General features: G+C 48.3%; 23 protein-coding genes and 1 pseudogene. 14 read left to right on the forward strand and 10 right to left on the reverse strand.

The window, feature by feature from the left end:
* The 4 genes from A0G03_RS19750 to A0G03_RS19770 all read right to left on the reverse strand — a co-directional run.
* Positions 1–430, reverse strand: a 430-nt coding sequence (locus tag A0G03_RS19750; RefSeq protein WP_101749541.1) for a hypothetical protein, incomplete at its 3' end; no start/stop codon positions are given.
* Positions 430–1,356, reverse strand: coding sequence for a hypothetical protein (locus A0G03_RS19755; RefSeq protein WP_048258844.1), 927 nt, complete (start codon positions 1,354–1,356; stop codon positions 430–432). The genes A0G03_RS19750 and A0G03_RS19755, both read right to left, overlap by 1 nt.
* Positions 1,357–1,802: 446 nt before the next feature.
* Positions 1,803–2,051 (reverse strand): ogr/Delta-like zinc finger family protein, encoded by a 249-nt coding sequence (locus A0G03_RS19765; protein ID WP_072037053.1) that lies wholly within the window; start codon positions 2,049–2,051, stop codon positions 1,803–1,805.
* Complete coding sequence (locus A0G03_RS19770) at positions 2,048–2,809, reverse strand: hypothetical protein (RefSeq protein WP_048258843.1); 762 nt, start codon at positions 2,807–2,809, stop codon at positions 2,048–2,050. The genes A0G03_RS19765 and A0G03_RS19770 overlap by 4 nt, the downstream gene beginning before the upstream one ends.
* A 545-nt stretch (positions 2,810–3,354) precedes the next feature.
* Here A0G03_RS19770 and A0G03_RS19775 point away from each other — a divergent pair.
* From A0G03_RS19775 to A0G03_RS19805, 8 genes and pseudogenes are all read left to right on the forward strand, one after another.
* Positions 3,355–3,615 carry a helix-turn-helix transcriptional regulator gene (locus A0G03_RS19775; protein ID WP_048258842.1) on the forward strand — a complete coding sequence of 87 codons (261 nt, stop codon included), beginning with the start codon at positions 3,355–3,357 and terminating at the stop codon, positions 3,613–3,615.
* Positions 3,612–3,836, forward strand: a complete 225-nt coding sequence (locus A0G03_RS19780) for a hypothetical protein (RefSeq protein WP_048258841.1) — start codon at positions 3,612–3,614, stop codon at positions 3,834–3,836. The genes A0G03_RS19775 and A0G03_RS19780 overlap by 4 nt, the downstream gene beginning before the upstream one ends.
* 8 nt (positions 3,837–3,844) lie before the next feature.
* Positions 3,845–4,147, forward strand: a pseudogene (locus tag A0G03_RS19785) (ash family protein); the annotation flags it as partial.
* A gap of 44 nt (positions 4,148–4,191) precedes the next feature.
* Entirely contained in the window at positions 4,192–4,389 is a 198-nt protein-coding gene (locus A0G03_RS21795) for a host cell division inhibitor Icd-like protein (protein WP_048258840.1), read from the forward strand.
* Positions 4,382–4,576 (forward strand): hypothetical protein, encoded by a 195-nt coding sequence (locus A0G03_RS19790; RefSeq protein ID WP_012773412.1) that lies wholly within the window; start codon positions 4,382–4,384, stop codon positions 4,574–4,576. The genes A0G03_RS21795 and A0G03_RS19790 overlap by 8 nt, the downstream gene beginning before the upstream one ends.
* Positions 4,573–4,836: a hypothetical protein gene (locus A0G03_RS19795; RefSeq protein ID WP_048258839.1), complete on the forward strand. Its 264-nt coding sequence runs from the start codon at positions 4,573–4,575 to the stop codon at positions 4,834–4,836. Before A0G03_RS19790 ends, A0G03_RS19795 begins: the two co-directional genes overlap by 4 nt.
* Positions 4,836–5,177: a DUF5375 family protein gene (locus A0G03_RS19800; protein WP_048258838.1), complete on the forward strand. Its 342-nt coding sequence runs from the start codon at positions 4,836–4,838 to the stop codon at positions 5,175–5,177. The genes A0G03_RS19795 and A0G03_RS19800 overlap by 1 nt, the downstream gene beginning before the upstream one ends.
* A gap of 10 nt (positions 5,178–5,187) precedes the next feature.
* Positions 5,188–7,515 carry a phage/plasmid primase, P4 family gene (locus tag A0G03_RS19805; protein WP_048258837.1) on the forward strand — a complete coding sequence of 776 codons (2,328 nt, stop codon included), beginning with the start codon at positions 5,188–5,190 and terminating at the stop codon, positions 7,513–7,515.
* Positions 7,516–7,694: 179 nt separating this feature from the next.
* Here A0G03_RS19805 and A0G03_RS19810 read toward each other — a convergent pair whose 3' ends face one another.
* The 4 genes from A0G03_RS19810 to A0G03_RS19825 all read right to left on the reverse strand — a co-directional run bounded on the left by A0G03_RS19810 (position 7,695) and on the right by A0G03_RS19825 (position 10,203).
* A complete protein-coding gene (locus tag A0G03_RS19810; protein ID WP_048258836.1) occupies positions 7,695–8,279 on the reverse strand; it encodes a putative adenosine monophosphate-protein transferase Fic in 585 nt (194 codons plus the stop codon).
* Complete coding sequence (locus tag A0G03_RS19815; RefSeq protein WP_048258835.1) at positions 8,272–8,763, reverse strand: YhfG family protein; 492 nt, start codon at positions 8,761–8,763, stop codon at positions 8,272–8,274. Before A0G03_RS19815 ends, A0G03_RS19810 begins: the two co-directional genes overlap by 8 nt.
* Positions 8,764–9,559: 796 nt before the next feature.
* Entirely contained in the window at positions 9,560–9,958 is a 399-nt protein-coding gene (locus tag A0G03_RS19820; protein WP_048258834.1) for a type II toxin-antitoxin system VapC family toxin, read from the reverse strand.
* Positions 9,958–10,203, reverse strand: coding sequence for a type II toxin-antitoxin system Phd/YefM family antitoxin (locus A0G03_RS19825; protein WP_048258833.1), 246 nt, complete (start codon positions 10,201–10,203; stop codon positions 9,958–9,960). Before A0G03_RS19825 ends, A0G03_RS19820 begins: the two co-directional genes overlap by 1 nt.
* 366 nt (positions 10,204–10,569) lie before the next feature.
* Here A0G03_RS19825 and A0G03_RS19830 point away from each other — a divergent pair, with 366 nt between their 5' ends.
* From A0G03_RS19830 to A0G03_RS19840, 3 genes are all read left to right on the forward strand, one after another.
* A complete protein-coding gene (locus A0G03_RS19830) occupies positions 10,570–11,148 on the forward strand; it encodes a hypothetical protein (protein ID WP_048258832.1) in 579 nt (192 codons plus the stop codon).
* A gap of 255 nt (positions 11,149–11,403) precedes the next feature.
* On the forward strand, positions 11,404–12,186 hold the full coding sequence (locus A0G03_RS19835) for a transporter substrate-binding domain-containing protein (protein ID WP_048258831.1): 783 nt from the start codon (positions 11,404–11,406) through the stop codon (positions 12,184–12,186).
* Between the two features lie 197 nt (positions 12,187–12,383).
* Complete coding sequence (locus A0G03_RS19840; protein WP_048258830.1) at positions 12,384–13,010, forward strand: LysE family translocator; 627 nt, start codon at positions 12,384–12,386, stop codon at positions 13,008–13,010.
* A 45-nt stretch (positions 13,011–13,055) separates the two neighbouring features.
* Here the strand turns inward: A0G03_RS19840 and A0G03_RS19845 are convergent, their stop codons facing one another.
* Positions 13,056–13,538 (reverse strand): GNAT family N-acetyltransferase, encoded by a 483-nt coding sequence (locus A0G03_RS19845; RefSeq protein WP_048258829.1) that lies wholly within the window; start codon positions 13,536–13,538, stop codon positions 13,056–13,058.
* A gap of 106 nt (positions 13,539–13,644) precedes the next feature.
* On the opposite strand from A0G03_RS19845, the gene A0G03_RS19850 reads away from it, so the two are divergent.
* From A0G03_RS19850 to A0G03_RS19860, 3 genes are all read left to right on the forward strand, one after another.
* Positions 13,645–14,577 carry a LysR substrate-binding domain-containing protein gene (locus A0G03_RS19850; protein ID WP_048258828.1) on the forward strand — a complete coding sequence of 311 codons (933 nt, stop codon included), beginning with the start codon at positions 13,645–13,647 and terminating at the stop codon, positions 14,575–14,577.
* Between the two features lie 357 nt (positions 14,578–14,934).
* Positions 14,935–16,371 (forward strand): glycoside-pentoside-hexuronide (GPH):cation symporter, encoded by a 1,437-nt coding sequence (locus A0G03_RS19855; protein WP_048258827.1) that lies wholly within the window; start codon positions 14,935–14,937, stop codon positions 16,369–16,371.
* Positions 16,372–16,425: 54 nt separating this feature from the next.
* Positions 16,426–17,994, forward strand: a complete 1,569-nt coding sequence (locus A0G03_RS19860) for a glycoside hydrolase family 43 protein (RefSeq protein WP_048258826.1) — start codon at positions 16,426–16,428, stop codon at positions 17,992–17,994.
* Between the two features lie 78 nt (positions 17,995–18,072).
* Here A0G03_RS19860 and A0G03_RS19865 read toward each other — a convergent pair whose 3' ends face one another.
* Positions 18,073–18,498 (reverse strand): hypothetical protein, encoded by a 426-nt coding sequence (locus A0G03_RS19865; protein WP_048258825.1) that lies wholly within the window; start codon positions 18,496–18,498, stop codon positions 18,073–18,075.
* Positions 18,499–18,571: the final 73 nt, after the last annotated feature.

The following is an 18,571-nucleotide window of genomic DNA, read 5'->3' on the forward strand; positions in this document are numbered from 1 at the left end:
AAACATAAGTTTCACAATAAAAATACCCATTTTTATCAACCAAAAACAAAGACACAATAAAACATAAAACGACCAATAAAACCCCACACAAGATAGAATAACAAATATTATAATAAAGCTCAGTTAACAATGTTTTTTTAGATTCATAGAATGTATCCGTGTCTTTTTTTTGTCTTATTTTAGATTCTTGATCATAAACCAAAACTAATACACTAAGTAATAACGCGGTTAAAATAGCACTAAAGTTAACAAGTAGAGAGATTAAATCTTTTGTAATTCCATTCCCTATGTATGAAAACAACACCGCAATTATAAAGGGGAGTGCGATAAATGTAAAAACATCCCATTTACTTATTTTTTTCGTATCAGCATCACGTAATGTTCTGAAATGCCCAGTAAGCACCTCGCATATGTTTATCTTGGAACTCATCACGCTCTCCTTATATCTACCCCACGGTAAAGCAACTGGATATATTCAATAATGATTGCATCAACCATCTTATTTAATGAATTTATTTCAGGCATGCCATCATTAAATAAAACCTGTTCTTCATCAAAAATTATTTCACATACAGCGCCCCTCACAGATGTTCCAATTCGAAATGTCCGTTTTCTACCATCACCTAATTCTACAACCGTTTTTACAACTTCGCCATAGCCCTTTAAAACTTCAACCAGCCGCGATTGCTCCGAATTCTTTGTAAAGTAATCTCTAAGTTTTCCCAGCCCTGAATTTCTAGGTGGTTTTATTATTAGTTCTTGCTCATTATGCCCTAATTTCCTAGCTTGTTCGGCCACGTCTTTTACACCATGAAATTTTGTCACCTTTATTTCTTTGGCAATAGCGTCCATCCACTTTTCTATTGCTTTATCATAGGCAAGGGGGTTCATTTGTATAACAAGACTCGTTACTTCTTTGAAGTAATCAGCGAACAATTTCATGAAAAGAGTTTTTATGCCATCACCTCTATAAGTGTGTAAAAAAGCCATGCCTTCATTTACACCTTTAGGGATATAAAAATGAATATAATATTTAATTATTTCCGCATTGGTTTTTGTTTTTTCGAAATCAACATCACCTGTTTCAATGTTGATAATGTCAGTTTTCGTTCCATAGTAACCTGATTCAAACCAACCATAAATCTCTCGGTTTTTTTCATCTCGAGTAATATCATTAAATCTAAAAACTTGTTTGGTTTCTTCAAAAATAATATAGCCAGAGTTATATTTCCTAATGAAAGCATCAATTATGTCAAGAAAATCATGCTCTTTAATATTACTAAGGGAAGAATATCGCTGCTCTTTCTCTGCATTAGGGTTGTAGCAACGAAACAGGTACGGCGCTAAGGCGTGCATATGTATCTCCTTTTTTAAAGACAATATCAATCTTCTTAAAACTGATCAATAAGCGATCATGCAAACAAATACTCTTATTTCATAAAATATATTGTTAACACTCAATCTAATCTACCTGATACGGTCACCTACAAGTTGGCATTAACTTGAAAAATAATTTTGGCCCACGCAATGCCATCTCCCACTCAACCCCTTCGCGCGTACCCTCTCCTCGCCTGCCCGCTCTCACTAGATCATTCACTTTCCATGCATGGTACAAATTGCTCCAGAAGCCTTGTAGCAAGGGGAAACTGGTCTTTTTGAATTCCCCTCAATCATGCAATTCCATGCACCGTATGCATGCACGGTCAAAAAATCGCTAGCCAGAGAAAAAAGCTCGCAAAAAAGCCCGCGCAGAGGCGGGCGACGTTCTGATATTAACGATAGTGAAATTATAATCTGGCTAATTAATTCCGTAGGGCTGAGGCTGGGTAATCCTTATATTTTTTCTGCATAGCCGGTGATAACGGAATATCCGGCACCGGCAGATCTCGTCTATTCGACGGCTGAATAATTTCCTCTATCGATTCCAGTGTCCGGAAGGTTGCCGAGCATTCAATATTCCGGCACTGGTGATAACGCTGCTTGACGTTCTCCGATAACGGGCGACTGGTGCGGGCATGGGCGGCATGGCCGCAGAACGGGCAGTGCATCACGCTTTTTGGCTCCGTGTTTTTAATGCTTCCTCTTTTTCTTTCAATTCATTGAAAAATTTCATTCGTCTTGCTGGGCTTGCTACGGGTTCAAAATAAGAATGTGGCAATGAGGGGACGTTAAGCCCCAGTGATGACAACACCGGCTCATTACTCATATCAAATCGGTAGTTATTCGTTTTCGCCTTGAGTTTTTCAACAACCAAATCCATTACCACTTTTTCGGGATTCTGATAGGCGAGACCCTGAGTAAGTTCAGAGGTGGTGATATCCAGCATATGCCGCTGTAACTTAATCGCCCGGATCACGTTTGCACTGATGGTATTTAACGCCTGATTAAATTCCCATTCTGCGTAGTCTCGCAGGGCACTGGCGTGAGCGTTACAACAATCTTTTGCTGAGGTGTGGCATTTCGCTTTCTGCCTGAGCTGGTCGATTTCTAACTGTGCCAGCAAGCCGTCATACTCCTGTGCCAGTTCGCGCTGTGCCAGCCGCTGTAATTGCTGGTTTTTCAGTTCTTCCGTCATTTCGCCACGGGCGGCAAGAAAACGCGCACGCCAGTCAGTATCGGAAAGCTGATTTTCCGCTTCCGTATTGGTTTTCTGTTCTTTGGCACGGGCAATCGCGGTATCGATGTTATCCAGCTCACTCGCATTAACGGTGTGCACTTTCCGCATTCTCAGGTAATAGTCTGTCGCTTTTGTCAGCGTATCCGGCAGGGGATTAACGGGTTTAGTGTCTGGTGTGGTTGTCTGGGTCATGGTCATTGCTCCATTGGGGTGAGTGTCTGGTGGCTATTGTGCAATTCACCACACAACCCCCGCTATCTGAGCCTGTTCTGCCATCGACCACACAAAACAATCTCACCCTTAGGCGGTTTGCCCGATTTAAAAACAAATCTTTTATAAAACTATTCACTACTCTTCACCTGAGAAAAAAGAATAGATAAATCAATAAATAAATAGGTGAATAGTTGATAAAAAACTCTTCACCGAGTGTTCACACTGTTCACCCGGTTTTTTGAGCCTTTTTTCTGGCGAGCCTGTTTTACGATGTTATTTCCTATAGATAAGAAGTTATTGATAGTTACAAGCACTTATATTTTTATTGAATAAATCACGTTGCCCTTCATTGCCTTTTATTGCCCTTTATTGACAGTTGGTGGAGAAATAGACCATTTTTTGCTCATCGATAGCACAACAGCCCCTTGTTGCCAGCCCTGAAAATATTCACATAATAGCGAGCTACCAGAGCAATCCAGCGCCATCCGGCCAGAGCCGGGCGGACATGAACGAGGTAGCGCCACATGTTGTCAGCCACACCCCCAACTCCCATTCCTGCTATGCCCCCGATGCCACTGTATCCGGCCAGAGAGCGCTTAATGCGTCTGCCGGAAGTGCTGCACGTCACTGGCATTTCCCGTTCGACGCTGTACGAGCTGAGCAGCCGCAAAGCCTTTCCCGCCAATGTTTCGCTGGGTGGTAAAAGTGTCGCGTGGGTTGAGTCCGAAATTCATCACTGGGTGGCCGAGCGTATCGCCGCCCGTCAACAGGAGAACCACGCATGATCACCTTCACTATCGCCGGGCAGTCAGTCACACTTGATGAACGAGAAGCCCTCAGCCTGTGCGATCAACTGTTTCCCGCCATCCGTAACCCGGCCACCGTTGCCGCCCGTGAACAGCGTTTCGGCGCGTTGCTGCTGAGCGTTGCACCGACGCCCGCCGCCTCTGATTCACCCCGGCGTTATTGCGCATCCCGTGCCGGTGATGCGCTGACTAACTGCTGAGGCTGTTCATGACTGCGCAATTTATCCGTTTCCCCGGCTTGCCTGCCGGGGCTTTTTGGCGTTATAGTTTCGCTGCTGTCGCAAAATCGACAGCCGGGCGTAGGAACCCGTGTTTAATCTTGGCGACACCAGACGCCGCTTGCGTCTTTTTTTGTGTCGTAGCCTTAGCACACTTGCATGTTGTGCGGCATGTTTTACGCCGTTATTGCATCCAAACAATGGTGGCTCAGGCGGGGCAGCCTTCGGGCTGGCCGGTTTCCAAGGTTGCCGGTATTCCTACCCCCGTCTGGGCTACCACCCATGAGTGTAGGAACTCCGGTGGTAGCTGTTATCAGCGAAACTTGGAGAATGCCTTATGGCTACGACCCTCACCCCGTCACACCCGCAATTTACCTTTCTGTTTCTGGCCGTACGCCGCGCCGAATTACGCGCCTTACCGCACCGTGAAGCCGTTATCGCCCCGGATGAAATCAGCGCCCGCCGTTTACTGGCTCGGGACTATGTGCTGTCTTTTGCTGGCCGTCTGCCTGTTCAGGGGGTACGCCATGTTTGATTCTACCCCGCTGACCCTTGATGAAATCGCCGACCAGTGCCGCGCTCTGACGCACGCCGTCATCGAGCTGGATAACCCAGTAGCCAAAGAGGTGCTGACGTTTGTACTGGCCGAACGGCTGGAGCTGCTGGCAGTGACACTGCAAAGCCCGGAAGCGCTCGAAACCGATAACGGGGTGAGCGCATGAATAGCTTAGCCGCCCGTCTCAATAACCATGATACCTATCCCATTCCCCACGCTGACTACCTGCGCCTGTCTCATGCGCACCGCGTCGGTGTGATGTTTCTCGATATGCTGGACGCCCAGCAATGCGGCATGACCGCCGCCAAACCCAATACCTTACCAGCCGATGATATGGCCGCACTGGTGGCGCTGCTGACTGACCAGATAGGCCACGTCATGACCCACTGTGAAGCCCACCTTTTCACTGCGCGGGAGACAGCATAATGAACATCAATAATCAGTCCTGCATTCCGCTGGAAGTGCGTACTGCTGTGTATCGCCGCGCCGTGGCACAGGCCTATCTGGATAACTGCCGGGAAACCGGCATTGCCCTGAACTGCAACCTGACCGAACTGGAAATTGCCATTGCGCTGGAGCTGGAAGGCGCACACGTGCGTGAGCACGGCACCGCCACCGGGATGGAAATCGCCTGCGCCATGCTGGGCGATATGGTGCAGCCTACGTTACTGACCGATAAACCCCGGTTAACCGCGCTGGGGCACATCATCATGGGGGAGCTGTGCCAGTGCGCGACGGCGGTGACTCCGTCCACCACACTGCATTAAGGGGCGACGCATGGCACACCTTACCGTGACACAGACAGTGAAACGCGCCAGCGGCCACTGGCCGCAACTGCTCCCGGCAGTGGGTATCCGCATTGATGCCACCGGGCAGCATACCGCCTGCCCGATGTGCGAGGGCAAAGACCGTTTCCGCTTCGATAACAAGGAAGGGCGCGGCACATGGATTTGTAACCAGTGCGGCGCGGGGGATGGCCTGAATCTGGTGGAGAAAGCCCTGAACCTGACGCCGACAGAAGCCGCCCTGAAAGTGGGCGAATGGCTGGGCGACCTGCCGGACAGTCCGGCAGCGTCAACACCCGATGAAGAAGACAGCGAGGCCGCCCGGCAACGGGCGGCGGTTCAGGCACAGGCGAAACTGAAAGAGGCGGTGACACAACCCGGCAACGCGTATCTCAGCGTCAAAGGCTGGCCGGATAGCGCCGTGCCAACCCTACAGGGTAAGCCGCTGCGCGTGGGCGGTATCACCTATCAGCCCGGTGATGTACTGGTGCCGCTGACCACACCGGACGGTGAGGTGGTGAATCTCCAGCTTATCAACGCACAGGGTGACAAGCGCACGCTGAAAGGTGGACAGGTCAAAGGCACCTTTCACGTTTTCAGCGGCAAACAGGCCAGCGTTATCTGGCTGGCCGAGGGCTACGCCACGGGCTTAACGCTGCATCAGTTAACCGGTGATACGGTGTATGTCGCGCTCAGTGCCAACAACCTGCCGTCCCTTGCCCGTGAGCTGAAAACCCACCACCCGGCAGTCACGCTGCTGATAGCCGCTGACCGGGACGAGAACGGCACCGGCCAGACCAAAGCGGAACAGGCCGCCGTTGCCGTCAATGGCCGTGTCGCGTTGCCGCCGTTATTTGGTGACTGGAATGATGTGTATCTTGCTGAGGGTGCCGACGCCACCCGGCAGCATCTGAATGCGTTTACTCAACCAGAGCCAATCAGCCCGTTTGCGTCGCTGGGCGAGGCCGAATTCAAGGCCATGAGCGCCAGCGAGAAAGCGGAGAAGATACGCGACCACTACCGCGATACGCTGGCGATTGACGCTTTCGGGGAAACGTTCTTCCAGTACCAGAACGGCGCGTGGAAAGTATTGCCCTATCGCCTGTTAAGCCGGGATATCGCGGCGCTGTTTCAGAAGATACGGGCACCCTTTACCGCGTCCGGGATTGGCAGCGTGTTGGACACCCTGAAACTGATTGTTACGGTGCAGGAAAAACCTCAGCGTCGGTTAATCGGTTTTCGTAACGGCGTGTTTGATACTGCCAGCGGTGAATTTAAACCGCACCGCCGGGAGCACTGGCTGAATACCGTCAATGATGTGGATTACACGCCGTTTAAGGCCGGGGAAAACCTTGCTGATAATGCCCCGCACTTCTGGCGCTGGCTGACCCGTGCCGCCGGGAACCACGCGGATAAGCAGGAGCGTATTCTGGCCGCGCTGTTTATGGTGCTGGCGAACTGCTACGACTGGCAACTGTTCCTTGAAGTCACCGGTCCCGGTGGTAGCGGAAAGAGTATTCTGGCCGAAATCGCCACCATGCTGGCCGGGGAGGACAACACCACGGCGGCGACCATCAACACCATTGAATCGTCCCGTGAACGCTCGTCGATTATTGGGTTCTCACTTATCGTACTGCCTGACCAGGAAAAATGGAGCGGTGACGGCGCAGGTATCAAGGCGATTACCGGCGGCGATGCGGTGATGGTTGATCCGAAATACCGTGACGCCTACTCGACCCGGATACCGGCGGTGATTCTGGCCGTGAATAACTCGCCGATGCGTTTTAGCGACCGTAGCGGCGGCGTGTCTCGCCGCCGGGTGATAATCCACTTCAGCGAAACCATCCCGGCCAGTGAACGCGACCCCAAGCTGAAAGAGAAAATCCGCGCAGAGCTGGCGGTGATTGTGCGTCACCTGATGAAACGCTTTGCTGACCCGAACGACGCCCGGACGCTGTTACAGGCGCAGCAACACTCCGCTGAGGCGCTGGAAATCAAACGGCAGGCTGATCCGCTGGTTGATTTTTGCGGCTACCTGCTGGCACACGGTGACACCACCGGGCTGTATATGGGCAACGCCAACATTACACCGCGTAACCCACGTAAATACCTGTACCATGCCTACCTGTCCTTTATGGAGTCGCACGGCCACCAGAAGCCGATCAGCCTGACGGCCTTTGGTAAGGTGCTGCCTAACATGATGTCGGAATATGGGCAGACGTATCTCAAGGGGCGAACCAATCAGGGCATACAGACTAATCTTGAACTGAAAGACGAATCCGACGCCGACTGGCTGCCCAAATGCGAGATAGCGAGGTAGACACCAGATACGACAAACCGGCTCCGGCCGGTTTTTTTGCGTCCAAACACTTCAAAGGGTGACGAGTCATTCGTCACCTGTTCACCAACTCATCACCGATTAATGTATTGATTAATAAAAATAAAAAACCATAGTGAAGAGAGTGAACAGTTTTGTACAAAATATTTTTATTGGAGAGGTCAGAGAATACTTTTCTCAAAAATATCGGCTAATGGTCGAATATTGCCGTGGTATCCGGCTACGTTAGCCGCTAACCACTCCTGAACGCCGATATTTTCGAAAGAGACACCATAGCCACAATTGATAATCATATGCTCGAACAATAAACGCTGAGAACGTCCATTACCTTCCCGAAACGGGTGAATCACATTCAAATCTGAATAATATTCAGCTAGCTGAGTTATTAGCGCTGGACGTTCAAAGCCTTGTAAAAAATCATCATTGGATAGCCGTGTAAAAATTTTATTGGCTTCAATTTCGATACGGGATACGGTGCAGAAACGTGTTTGACCTTTAGAAATATCGATACGCCGTATTTCTCCTGCCCAATCGAATAAATCTCCGAATATTTTCCCGTGCAGCCCACACCAATAATGCAGATCGTAAGGCGGCTCTTCAAATTCAATATCGAGAACAGCCAGCTCGGATAGTTGACGTTCCGCCTCGTCGAATTGACTGTCATCGTTGATGCCGAGCTTATTTATCAGAACATCGCTATCAGGATGGGTATAAGGATCTTTCCCTGAGCCGTATTTATCAGACATAACCACTCGCCTTATATATGGCAATCAAGTTTTTTCTCAGCGCTTCTCTTTCCTGCTTGTCAGCGGGAAGCGGCGCGTCCTCAACGCTGAATCCTTCAAGACGCATACTGTCCCGATAGTTTTTGAGTTTCACCTGATTGTAGTAATCACGCTTTTCTTCCAGCGTCATCATTCGTGGGGATCGCGTTTTGCCTGGCAACGCTTTTGTGGTGATTTTCCGGTGCTGTCTAAATATCGACAAATCGGTATTTTTCAATTTCTCGATCAACCTTTCTCCGTCACCAAATACGCCCCATGACGAGATAGACAAGGCTTGCCGTTTGCCATTTTTTTCGCGTGCGATGTTGATATCCATCGTGGACTGGAGCGTGTTTAACACGTCCTGTACTTTTCTTTCCGAGATACCTGTAGCGGTTACGATAGATTGCGTATTAGGGGAATCCTCTTGTACCAGAGCCGCGAGTACCGCCATTTCATAGCGCATGTGCTTTCACCTTTAATCCGCATATATATGCGACAAAGAGTACCACAATTGCAGCCTGGCAGTATCTTATCTGGATTGGTGATGAGTAACTCGTCACCTGTTCACTCACTGTTAACCACTTAACTTGCTAAAAATAAAGGCAAAAAATGGAAAGGTGAAGAGAGTGAACAGTTTTTTGCGAAATCTTTTTATTTTGGCGTCACGTCTATACCGCCCTATTGCTGCTTTTTGGATTGAGCGTTAAATTCCGTATCATGGGTGAAGGGGAAACGCGTTAGGGTCGATCTAGACGAGTTATAAATTAAAGCGTGAAGAATTGAGTAAAAATTGTTCTCATTTTTATCTCACATATTCATCGTCATTTTTCGTAGGCTCACGCTTAGGCCTATGAACAAAGTCTGAACTTATAATTAAAACATAAATATCATTATGTTACGTAAATTATTCAGATTCCCCCAGCCCCAATTTAGACATCGGGTATTACCAGATAAGTCCGATGAAGTACGGAAAGCCCGCACGGCGCAAGCCCTGCGGGCTTTTTTGTGTTCTTAGACATATTCTAATGCCTTGTGACTTCTGGTGCCTTTAGGTACCTAAATCGTAGAGGTACCTATAGCTCGACTGACAAAACAGCTCGCGGATACAGAGATAAAAACCGCCAAGCCTAAATCTGCCAATAGAATATTGCTATGTTAAACACATAGTACGTGCGGCTAGCAGATGATTGCCGACTGTCAGGTTTAATCGTGTTCTATCGCAGAAGAACACCGCCAGATAAAATCTGAGCTAATAAACCTTATCGATTAGATATAATTGATATAAAATTAGAGGATAAATCGATTATCTTATTATCTGATGTGATAAAAGTAAAACCTTCATGATTTGCTTGTGCAATAAGCATTCTATCAAAAGGATCTTTATGTAGCGACTCTGGTAAATTTAACACATTGAGTGAGTGTTCCCCTTTAACCACAAGCTCCTTGAATCCATTATCAAAAAGCCCTTTCCTTAGTGAATCTGGGTCAATATTAAAATCAGGTTTATTTAAAGAAAATTTGATAGCAACTTTCCAAATACTAGCAGAACTGAAATAAAGTTCATTATCGGTATCTTGAATAATGTTTTTCACCTCTTCCGTGAGGTGTTCTGAACTATAGGCAAGAAAGATCAAAATATTGGTATCGAGTAAATACATTATTCATATTTCCCTTCAAACATATCCTGAATATCTGTGCAATTAAGTTCGTCAAAGTTATCCGGAACCGTTCCTTTACCCTTTAGAAAATCCAGCTTACGCTGTGGCTTCTCTTCCGTGTAAGCCACAACCTTTACCAACGTCTTGCCATTGCGCGCAATCAGGAATGGCTCTCCTGTTTTCACCACACCATTAAGTAGTTTTGAAAGATTCGTTTTTGCCTCGTAGATGTTTACCTTTTCCATCACATCCTCTCATTTATTATCTGTATACATTTTAACCACAATGCGCCACCAAAAATTGGTCAAGTCAATCTAACCAGACTAAGTATCCGCAAATCATTATGATGAATGTTATAATCAGAAAATGCACTCAAGTGATGAGTAACTCACCGATTAAGTTTCCATTAATACATTGATTATTAGTAAGATATTGATGTCGTCAACATCGCATGTTCATACGTGCAGGATAAACACATCTAGTTCGATCTGACTGGCTGATAAGTTCAGTGCACAACTCCTAATCCAAACAAGTAACCATGTTAGTCCTTTAAGCCGTGAAGTCATGTAACATACTGACAAAACAAGCGGTTGATACAAGGTCATGGATAGATGCAGCGTCTCTATAAAAAATCGATAACCTATTTATTATCCAAGGATTTTCTCGTTACTCTTCTCGCCTTATCTATCATGCTACTGATTTTCTGGTACATGCTTTGGGCGTCGAACCTATCGCGTAGCACAATATTGATAAAGACACTTCCAGACTTCGCCCTCTATCTTACCTTTGGGATCGTTCTGGGGCTGATCTTTGCTGTGCGAGCGCTCTACTCTCAATCAATAAAGAAAAAACTAAAACACATGCTTGAAATGTTCATGGGTGGTTTTTTTTTGGGATTTCTTTTGATCGTAAATATTTTTGACGTATACATTTATCTGTTCCCCGATGACGTGATTAATTACACATCCGACTATGAGATTGTTTTCCCTGGGCCATCCAAAGGAAAAAGTAGTCGTTGCGAAGCAGGTTTATGGATTAAAGATGTGCATACCGGTCAATTTAAACAGTTGTGTACCAATAGAGAGACATTGTTTAAAAAAAGACGACAAGGAATGGATGAATTATGGATCACCGCACGAGTTAATAAACTCGGCACTTATATTGTCGATTATCGCTTTACCTATAAGTGAGACTCTCCGACCAACAGTGAAATTATCGAGAGGAAATTATTTCCTGCTTACACGTCTGACATTATCGTTTTCTCAATCTTACATTCCGAAAGAAAACAATAACAATTGATTATAATTTAAAGTGTAAATTAACGTCAATTTTTCAAGTGTGGGCTGGATGACACCGCATTACCATTCACGACCTATCACTGGTGATAATACGACTATCGGAACATTATTATTCATTTCATACGACTAAAAAGAGGTGTTACTGCTATGTTCAGAAAATTATCTCTCCTGAAGATCGTTATCATTTTTTCTATTTCACCCTTTGCATGTGCAAAATCGGACATACTGCGTATTGGCGTCGATTTAACATACCCTCCTTTTCAGAGCATGAGTAAAAATGGCAATCCATCGGGCTTTGATATTGAGGTGACCGATGCCATCTGCCAATCAATAAATATAAAATGCGACTATATCGTCAACACATTCGATTCCCAGATTCCCGCTCTTCTCTCGAAAAAAATAGACGTTATTGCTCCGCTTGGAGTGACGCGAAAGAGAAGAGAATCGATAGATTTCAGTAACTACGTCTTCCACGTCCCCACCAAACTTGTCGCAAGGAAAGAGACAAATGTTCTTCCCAATGTCGATATGCTGCGCGGGAAAAATATCGCGGTACAGCAAGGCACCATTCAGGAAGCCTACGCCAACAAATATTGGCTGCCCGCTGGAGTAATCGTTAAAAGCTATCCTGACCAGGAAGCCATTTATGAGGATTTATATTCAGGCAGAGTTGAAGCTGCGCTATGCCCGTCCGTTGCTCTGACATTTGGATTTTTACAAACTCCGCAGGGCAAGGGCTTTGAGCTAAAAGGCCCAGAAGTCACCGACGCAGATTTATTCAGTATTGGTTCCGCATACGGTGTACGCAAAGACGATATAAAAACAAGGCAGCTCATCAATCAGGGGCTGAAAAATATCGTCCAAAAAGGCATATATGCCAATATACAGCAGCGCTATTTTGGCGATATCGATTTAAGCGTGAAGGAATAATATCAGGCGCGGTTACCGCCGCGTTCCAAGTTCTACCCCCGCGTCAGCAACAGAATGTTGATAAGAAGGAGAGCGCCATCAGCCTATTTTCTGTTATTATCACGCGTTGGAAAATGGCGTTATGCATGTAAATATATTTCGCTCAATATCATCGCTATCAATGACGCTTTCACAGTGAACTACACGCAGGAGAAATCATGAGCCTTCACCTCTGGCTGGCTTATACAGGAATCATCATCGCCCTGATTGCCATTCCGGGCCCGTCCGCCTTAATCAGCATGTCGCATGGTTTACGCTACGGCGCGTCGCGCGCGACAGCAACCGTACTCGGTGGAGTCAGCGCGGCAATGATATTGATGTCCTGTTCAGCATTGGGGTTAGGTGCCATCCTCGCCGCGTCAACCACCGCATTTATCGCATTAAAAATTATTGGTGCGGTTTATCTCATCTGGTTAGGCATCGCGTCATGGCGTTCCAAGGATATGACCACAGCGGAGCAGGACGTGCAGGAAGCGTCGGATCCAGGTTGGTTTCCGCTATACCGTAAAGGCTTTCTGGTCGGGATCAGCAATCCAAAAGACCTGCTGTTTTTCGCTGCACTGTTCCCCAATTTTATCGATACCAGCGCTCCGCACGCCTTACAGCTCATCATTCTGGCGGTAACCTGGGCTTTCTTCGATTTCAGCATCATGTTTATCTATGCCTGCACCGGCCGCCGTCTATCGGGCCTGTTTTCCAACCCACGTCGCATCAAGCTGTTTAACCGCTCAACGGGTGGGATCTTTATTCTGGCAGGCACTACGTTGGCAGCATCAACGCGCTGATTCAATAGGGCTCCTGCTGCCTTAAAGCCAGCAGGAGCAACGTCGTTACGATGCCGTAACGAAATCAGCAATGCCCTTCTCGTCCATCCGATAGCGAACCCACTCATCCTGCGGCTTCGCACCAATACTTTTATAGAAATCGATCGCAGGTTGGTTCCAATCCAGCACGCTCCATTCTAGCCGTCCGCACTGTCTTTCCTGTGCAAGACGCGCAACCTGTTTCAGCAGCGCTTTCCCTGCTCCGGCATTACGATACGCCTGCGCAATGTAGAGATCCTCCAGATAGATGCCGTATTTCCCCAGCCAGGTTGAATAGCTCATGAAGAAAATCGCATAGCCGACAGGCTTGCCGTCAATCTCACAAATCAGCGTTTCGGCCGTTGCGCCCTCGCCAAATAGCGAGAGCTCAATATTCTCAAGCGAGGCTAATACTTCATGGCGCGCTTTCTCGTACACGGCCAGTTCAATAATTAAATCCAGAATCACGCTCGCATCTGATTTTTGCGCGGTGCGAATAACTATGTCCATAAAGCCTCTCTTCTCCAGTGCTAACTTTCCAGTACCAACCATAACCAAGGCTTGCCATGCTACCGGATTAAAAATACTGTATGAACTGCATTCTCTACAGCGACTGATGAACATCATGCATCTGGATTTACGGCGTATCGATTTAAATTTACTGGTGGTGTTTAACAGCGTTTATCAGCACCGATCTGTCGCCGCTGCGGCAAAAGAGCTTGCGATGAGCGCATCGGCAGTCAGCCATGCGCTCACGCGTCTGCGCAATACGTTTTCCGATGAGCTGTTTTTTCGGGTTGGCAACATCATGCACCCAACCGTATTAGCGGAAGATATCGCCGAGCCGATAGCGGAAAGTCTGGCACTGCTGACGCAAGGTCTGACGCCACGACCACGCTTTAATCCCGCCCGCAGCACGGAAAGCTTTACCTTCTCCATCACCGATTACACCGCATTTTCGGTATTTCCTACCCTGATGGCGCACATGGAAAAGCTAGCGCCCCATATCAAATTCAATCTGATTTATTCACCGCAGAAGGTCGCGATTACGGATTTATTAGCGGGAAAAATCGATTTTGCTTTAGGGTTCACCGACATGACGCAAGCCGAGAACAGAGAGATTGAAGAAATAGACTGGGTTGAAGATAGCTATGTCATCATCACTGCCGCGAATTATCCGTCAGGCGAAACGCTTACGCTGGATGATTACCTTGCCGCACGGCACCTTGTGGTTACGCCATGGAATGAATCACGCGGGGTGATTGACTACGCGCTGGATAAGCTCAATAAGAAGCGTCATGTCGCGCTGAAAACGCCATCCATGATGAGCGCACCGTTTATCATTGCCGATTCGACGCTAATCATGGCATTACCACGCAATGTCGCGACAATCTTTGCGCAATTTCTGCCTTTGCGTATTCACGCCCTTCCTTTCACGGTGCCGTCCTATCGCGTGAAGATTTACAGCCATCGCCGCAATAGCCGTTCGGAAGCCAGTCAGTGGATTAAAAATCTGTTACACAGCCTGACCAATCCTTCCATACAGTAGCGCGATGGGCCTCCGATCTACATGACCAAATCCACGTCACTGCTCCGCAATTTCCCCACCATCGGGCTTCAAAAACCATCTACAGATAGCCATTTTCCCAATAAATAGATCCGCAAGATAACTTGTCATACAGATAAATCAGAAAAAATACCACGTTAATTTATTGATATAAAATGGAAATATCTCCGCACATCTTCTGATTACGCTGCTTTTGTTGTCATTTTTTTGTGACCTGTCTAACACATACCAAGAAACGTAACCTTCTTAATAAAATCCGCAATAGTTAATCCCAGACAAGGGGATAACAATAGCCGCGAGCCTGGCAAGAAGTTCCTCGATCATTTTTTGGAGTTTCCAATGACTAACAATAATAAGCTGAGCGTTGCGGAGAAAATCGGCTTTGGCATGGGCGATGCCGCCTGTGGCATCGTCTATTCTTCCGTAACCATGTTCCTTACCTACTTTTATACGGATATCTATGGCATCTCCGCCGCCGCGGTGGGAGTGATGTTTCTGGTAACTCGCGTGCTGGACGCCATCGTTGACCCGCTGATTGGCCTGATTGCAGACCGCACTAAAACACGCTGGGGACATTTTCGCCCGTGGCTAGTCTGGTTTGCCGTCCCTTACGCCGTGATTGCTGTATTGGCCTACACCACACCAGAGCTGAACGGCACAGGCAAACTGGTTTACGCCTACATCACCTACACGCTGCTGATGCTGTTCTACACCTTTATCAACATTCCTTACTGCTCGCTCGGCGGTGTCATCACCAGTGATGAAAAGGACAGAATTTCCGCACAGTCTTACCGCTTTACCATCTCCTCAATGGCTGGGCTTGTGGTGTCGGTCGGCACGCTGTGGCTGGTTGACTGGATTGGCGGCACCAACAAGCAATTAGGCTATCAAGGCACGATGATGATCATGGGCAGCCTGGCTGTCGTGATGCTGTTTTTCTGCTTTTTCACTACAAACGAACGCATCAACCCTGCCGTAGATAAAAATCAGAATGTTTGGGACGATGTCAGAAACCTGCTGAGCAACGATCAATGGCGCATCGTAGCCATCATTACGTTCTTTTCCAGCATGGCAGGCGTCATGCGCGGCGCAGCAACGCTTTATTATGCAACCTACCTGATGGTGGGGCCAGATCAGGGTAGTGCAGCCGGAACGGCAATGAAATCCGCGTTTATTACCACCAGCGTTATCGGCACCATTATTGGCGCAATGATGGCAGGCTACTTTGGCAAGCGCTTCAGCAGCATAAGTCTGTTCAAAAACATCAACCTGTTGCTGGTGTTTGTCGGCGTCATCCTGTTCATGGTGCCGCCACAGTGGCTGGCTGTCGTGTTCCCACTTTACTTTTTGATCGGCTTTTTCCACCAGATGTACCAACCTTTCAAATGGAACATGATGGCGAACGCCGCCGATTACGGCGAATGGAAAACGGGCCGCCGCATTACTGGCCTGTCTTTCTCTGGCAATCTGTTTGCGCTGAAGCTGGGTATGGCAATTGCCGGAGCCACCGTTGGCTTTTCACTCGGCTGGTTCGGCTATGTCGCGGGTTCCCCTACGCAAACGCCACTTGCTACCGCTGGCATTATCGGCCTGCTGAGCATCGGGCCATCGCTCTCCTATCTGGTGCTGTATTGGTTAGTACGTTTTTACAAACTGGACGATAAGACGATGGAAACCATTCAGGCCGATTTGGCGAAACGTCACAGCACGGCCGACCGCGCGCCGGAAAGCGAACTTCCTGTCGATCAGGGCCTAACGCCAAAAGGCGCAGCCTAACCTCGATACCTGCGGGCAGTACGCTGCCCGCTCTTTAACTATCAGGATGATGACATGAGTACAACACATTCTCCCTGGAACCCAGACTTGGGCAATGGACGTTATAAAAATCCGATTTTATGCGCCGATTATTCCGATCCTGACATCGTGCGCGTCGGCGATGACTTTTACATGGTGTCGTCCAGCTTTAACCACATGCCTGCGTTACCAATCCTGCATTCTCAGGATCTGGTGAACTGGACACTGATCAATCACGTATTCAGCCAACTTGATCTACCAGGATATGAACAATTTCAGCCGGGCAAAGGCGTATGGGCCCCCAGCATTCGTTATCATGCTGGAAAGTTCTGGGTGTTTTTCAGCACGCCCGACGAAGGGATCTTTATGTCACAGGCGGACGATCCCAGAGGCAAATGGAGCACACCGCATTGCCTGAAGCAGGTTAAAGGCTGGATCGATCCGTGCCCGTTCTGGGACGATGACGGTACCGCCTGGCTGATCCACGCTTTCGCCTTCAGCCGCAGTGGCAAGAAACATCTGCTGCAACTGTGCAAGATGGCCGAGGATGGCAGATCTCTGCTTGATGAAGGAAGGATCGTTATCGATGGTCAGGCAACACAGCCAACCATCGAAGGGCCGAAGCTGTATAAGCGCAACGACTGGTATTACATTTTCGCCCCAGCGGGTGGCGTTCCCACCGGCTGGCAAACAGTGCTGCGCGCACGTTCGCTGAATGGGCCGTGGCAGAGCAAGATCGTTCTGCATCAGGGAACCACATCAGTTAATGGCCCGCATCAGGGCGGCTGGGTCGAATTAGATAACGGCGAAAGCTGGTTCGTGCATTTTCAGGATCGCCATGCCTATGGCCGGGTTGTCCATCTGCAGCCGATGCATTGGCAGGATGACTGGCCGCTGATCGGCGAACAGCATAATTCTCAGGGATTAGGACAACCGGTGCTGGAAGCCCTCAAACCTCGTGTTAATACTCCTGTTGTCATACAGCAGCCATTAACCTCCGACGATTTTTCTTCAGCCACACTGGGAAAGCAATGGCAGTGGCAAGCAAACCCCGAAGCACGCTGGCTGAAACTCACTCAGCCGGGGCTCAAGCTATTCTGTCAGCCTATGCCTGTCCGCGCGGGCGAACCGTCATGGTATGACGTCCCTAATTTGCTGATGCAAAAATTTCCAGCAGAAGAATTCGTGGTGACGACACACCTGACACCGGTTCTTGAGCAGATAGGCGATCGCTGCGGCCTGATTATTTATGGCGAACGCTTCGCTTTTCTCGGCGTTGAGAAAAGTGCGGAAGGCCTTGAATTAGTGACTGGATTTGGCTGGATGAGTGACGCACAGCAGTTGGAGCAATATCAGAAACCTCTGGCCGTATTGCCCGGACAGCGGAACATCACCCTGCGCGTCACCGTGCGGCAGAATGCTATTTGCCAGTTCGCCTGGCTGGGCGATGACGGGGAATACTGTACGCTTGACGAACATTTCGCCGCAGGCCCTGGCAAGTGGGTCGGCGCTAAAGTGGGGTTGTACGCCCTGACGACGGCATCAGGAAATAGCGGGAGTCACGCTTGGGTCAAGGACGTTAAAGTCACCGCTATCGAACAATAGTCCGCTAGCGGCTATAGGAAAATCACGAGTCTGGCTGTCTACTCTTCGGTACTGTTCTGGTATCGAATCGCTCTGGTATTAAACACCGAGAGCATCAGCAGCCTGCTCGCCTTCCGTTTTGGAAAAGTTTGCGTAGGTCAACGCATCGAGTAGCGCAGCGCGATCGATCGTCGGATAAATCTCTGGGCTCTGCAAAAGCTGGCCAATTTCTTGCACCGTCAACTGAGGGTAGATGGCGTGTGATGCGACGGCAATGTCGCGAGCGGCGTAACACAATTTGCGTAAAATCACCGCAATCTCCTGATGTGTTATCGCATCTTGATACACGGTATAAAGCACATCAGCAATTAATGTCGACGTCAAAACTGAAATCCTGGACACATCACCCGCTCGCCCACCCAATGCCTGAAGGATATGTTCGACGGCCTGTTCTGGCGTTTTTCCCTGCGCCTGTTGTGAAGCCAGTACGGAAACCAATTTATTTTTTATTTCATCATTTGCCATCGTTCGGTTCCTTCATACATTCATTGCAGATGTTATTTTAGTATAAGCACGCTACCTGTCATGACTGCAATGA

The organism is Pectobacterium peruviense (genome assembly GCF_002847345.1).
Taxonomy (GTDB): Bacteria; Pseudomonadota; Gammaproteobacteria; order Enterobacterales; family Enterobacteriaceae; genus Pectobacterium; species Pectobacterium peruviense.

Coding starts and splice junctions, on each gene's coding strand:
- A0G03_RS19775 (WP_048258842.1), top strand. CDS start 3,355: ATGTTGTCAGCCACACCCCCAACTCCCATTCCTGCTATGCCCCCGATG.
- A0G03_RS19755 (WP_048258844.1), bottom strand. CDS start 1,356: ATGCACGCCTTAGCGCCGTACCTGTTTCGTTGCTACAACCCTAATGCA.
- A0G03_RS19840 (WP_048258830.1), top strand. CDS start 12,384: ATGAGCCTTCACCTCTGGCTGGCTTATACAGGAATCATCATCGCCCTG.
- A0G03_RS19820 (WP_048258834.1), bottom strand. CDS start 9,958: ATGTATTTACTCGATACCAATATTTTGATCTTTCTTGCCTATAGTTCA.
- A0G03_RS19800 (WP_048258838.1), top strand. CDS start 4,836: ATGAACATCAATAATCAGTCCTGCATTCCGCTGGAAGTGCGTACTGCT.
- A0G03_RS19770 (WP_048258843.1), bottom strand. CDS start 2,809: ATGACCCAGACAACCACACCAGACACTAAACCCGTTAATCCCCTGCCG.
- A0G03_RS19850 (WP_048258828.1), top strand. CDS start 13,645: ATGAACATCATGCATCTGGATTTACGGCGTATCGATTTAAATTTACTG.
- A0G03_RS19860 (WP_048258826.1), top strand. CDS start 16,426: ATGAGTACAACACATTCTCCCTGGAACCCAGACTTGGGCAATGGACGT.
- A0G03_RS19780 (WP_048258841.1), top strand. CDS start 3,612: ATGATCACCTTCACTATCGCCGGGCAGTCAGTCACACTTGATGAACGA.
- A0G03_RS19845 (WP_048258829.1), bottom strand. CDS start 13,538: ATGGACATAGTTATTCGCACCGCGCAAAAATCAGATGCGAGCGTGATT.
- A0G03_RS19815 (WP_048258835.1), bottom strand. CDS start 8,763: ATGCGCTATGAAATGGCGGTACTCGCGGCTCTGGTACAAGAGGATTCC.
- A0G03_RS21795 (WP_048258840.1), top strand. CDS start 4,192: ATGGCTACGACCCTCACCCCGTCACACCCGCAATTTACCTTTCTGTTT.
- A0G03_RS19835 (WP_048258831.1), top strand. CDS start 11,404: ATGTTCAGAAAATTATCTCTCCTGAAGATCGTTATCATTTTTTCTATT.
- A0G03_RS19830 (WP_048258832.1), top strand. CDS start 10,570: ATGCAGCGTCTCTATAAAAAATCGATAACCTATTTATTATCCAAGGAT.
- A0G03_RS19855 (WP_048258827.1), top strand. CDS start 14,935: ATGACTAACAATAATAAGCTGAGCGTTGCGGAGAAAATCGGCTTTGGC.
- A0G03_RS19790 (WP_012773412.1), top strand. CDS start 4,382: ATGTTTGATTCTACCCCGCTGACCCTTGATGAAATCGCCGACCAGTGC.
- A0G03_RS19825 (WP_048258833.1), bottom strand. CDS start 10,203: ATGGAAAAGGTAAACATCTACGAGGCAAAAACGAATCTTTCAAAACTA.
- A0G03_RS19805 (WP_048258837.1), top strand. CDS start 5,188: ATGGCACACCTTACCGTGACACAGACAGTGAAACGCGCCAGCGGCCAC.
- A0G03_RS19810 (WP_048258836.1), bottom strand. CDS start 8,279: ATGTCTGATAAATACGGCTCAGGGAAAGATCCTTATACCCATCCTGAT.
- A0G03_RS19865 (WP_048258825.1), bottom strand. CDS start 18,498: ATGGCAAATGATGAAATAAAAAATAAATTGGTTTCCGTACTGGCTTCA.
- A0G03_RS19795 (WP_048258839.1), top strand. CDS start 4,573: ATGAATAGCTTAGCCGCCCGTCTCAATAACCATGATACCTATCCCATT.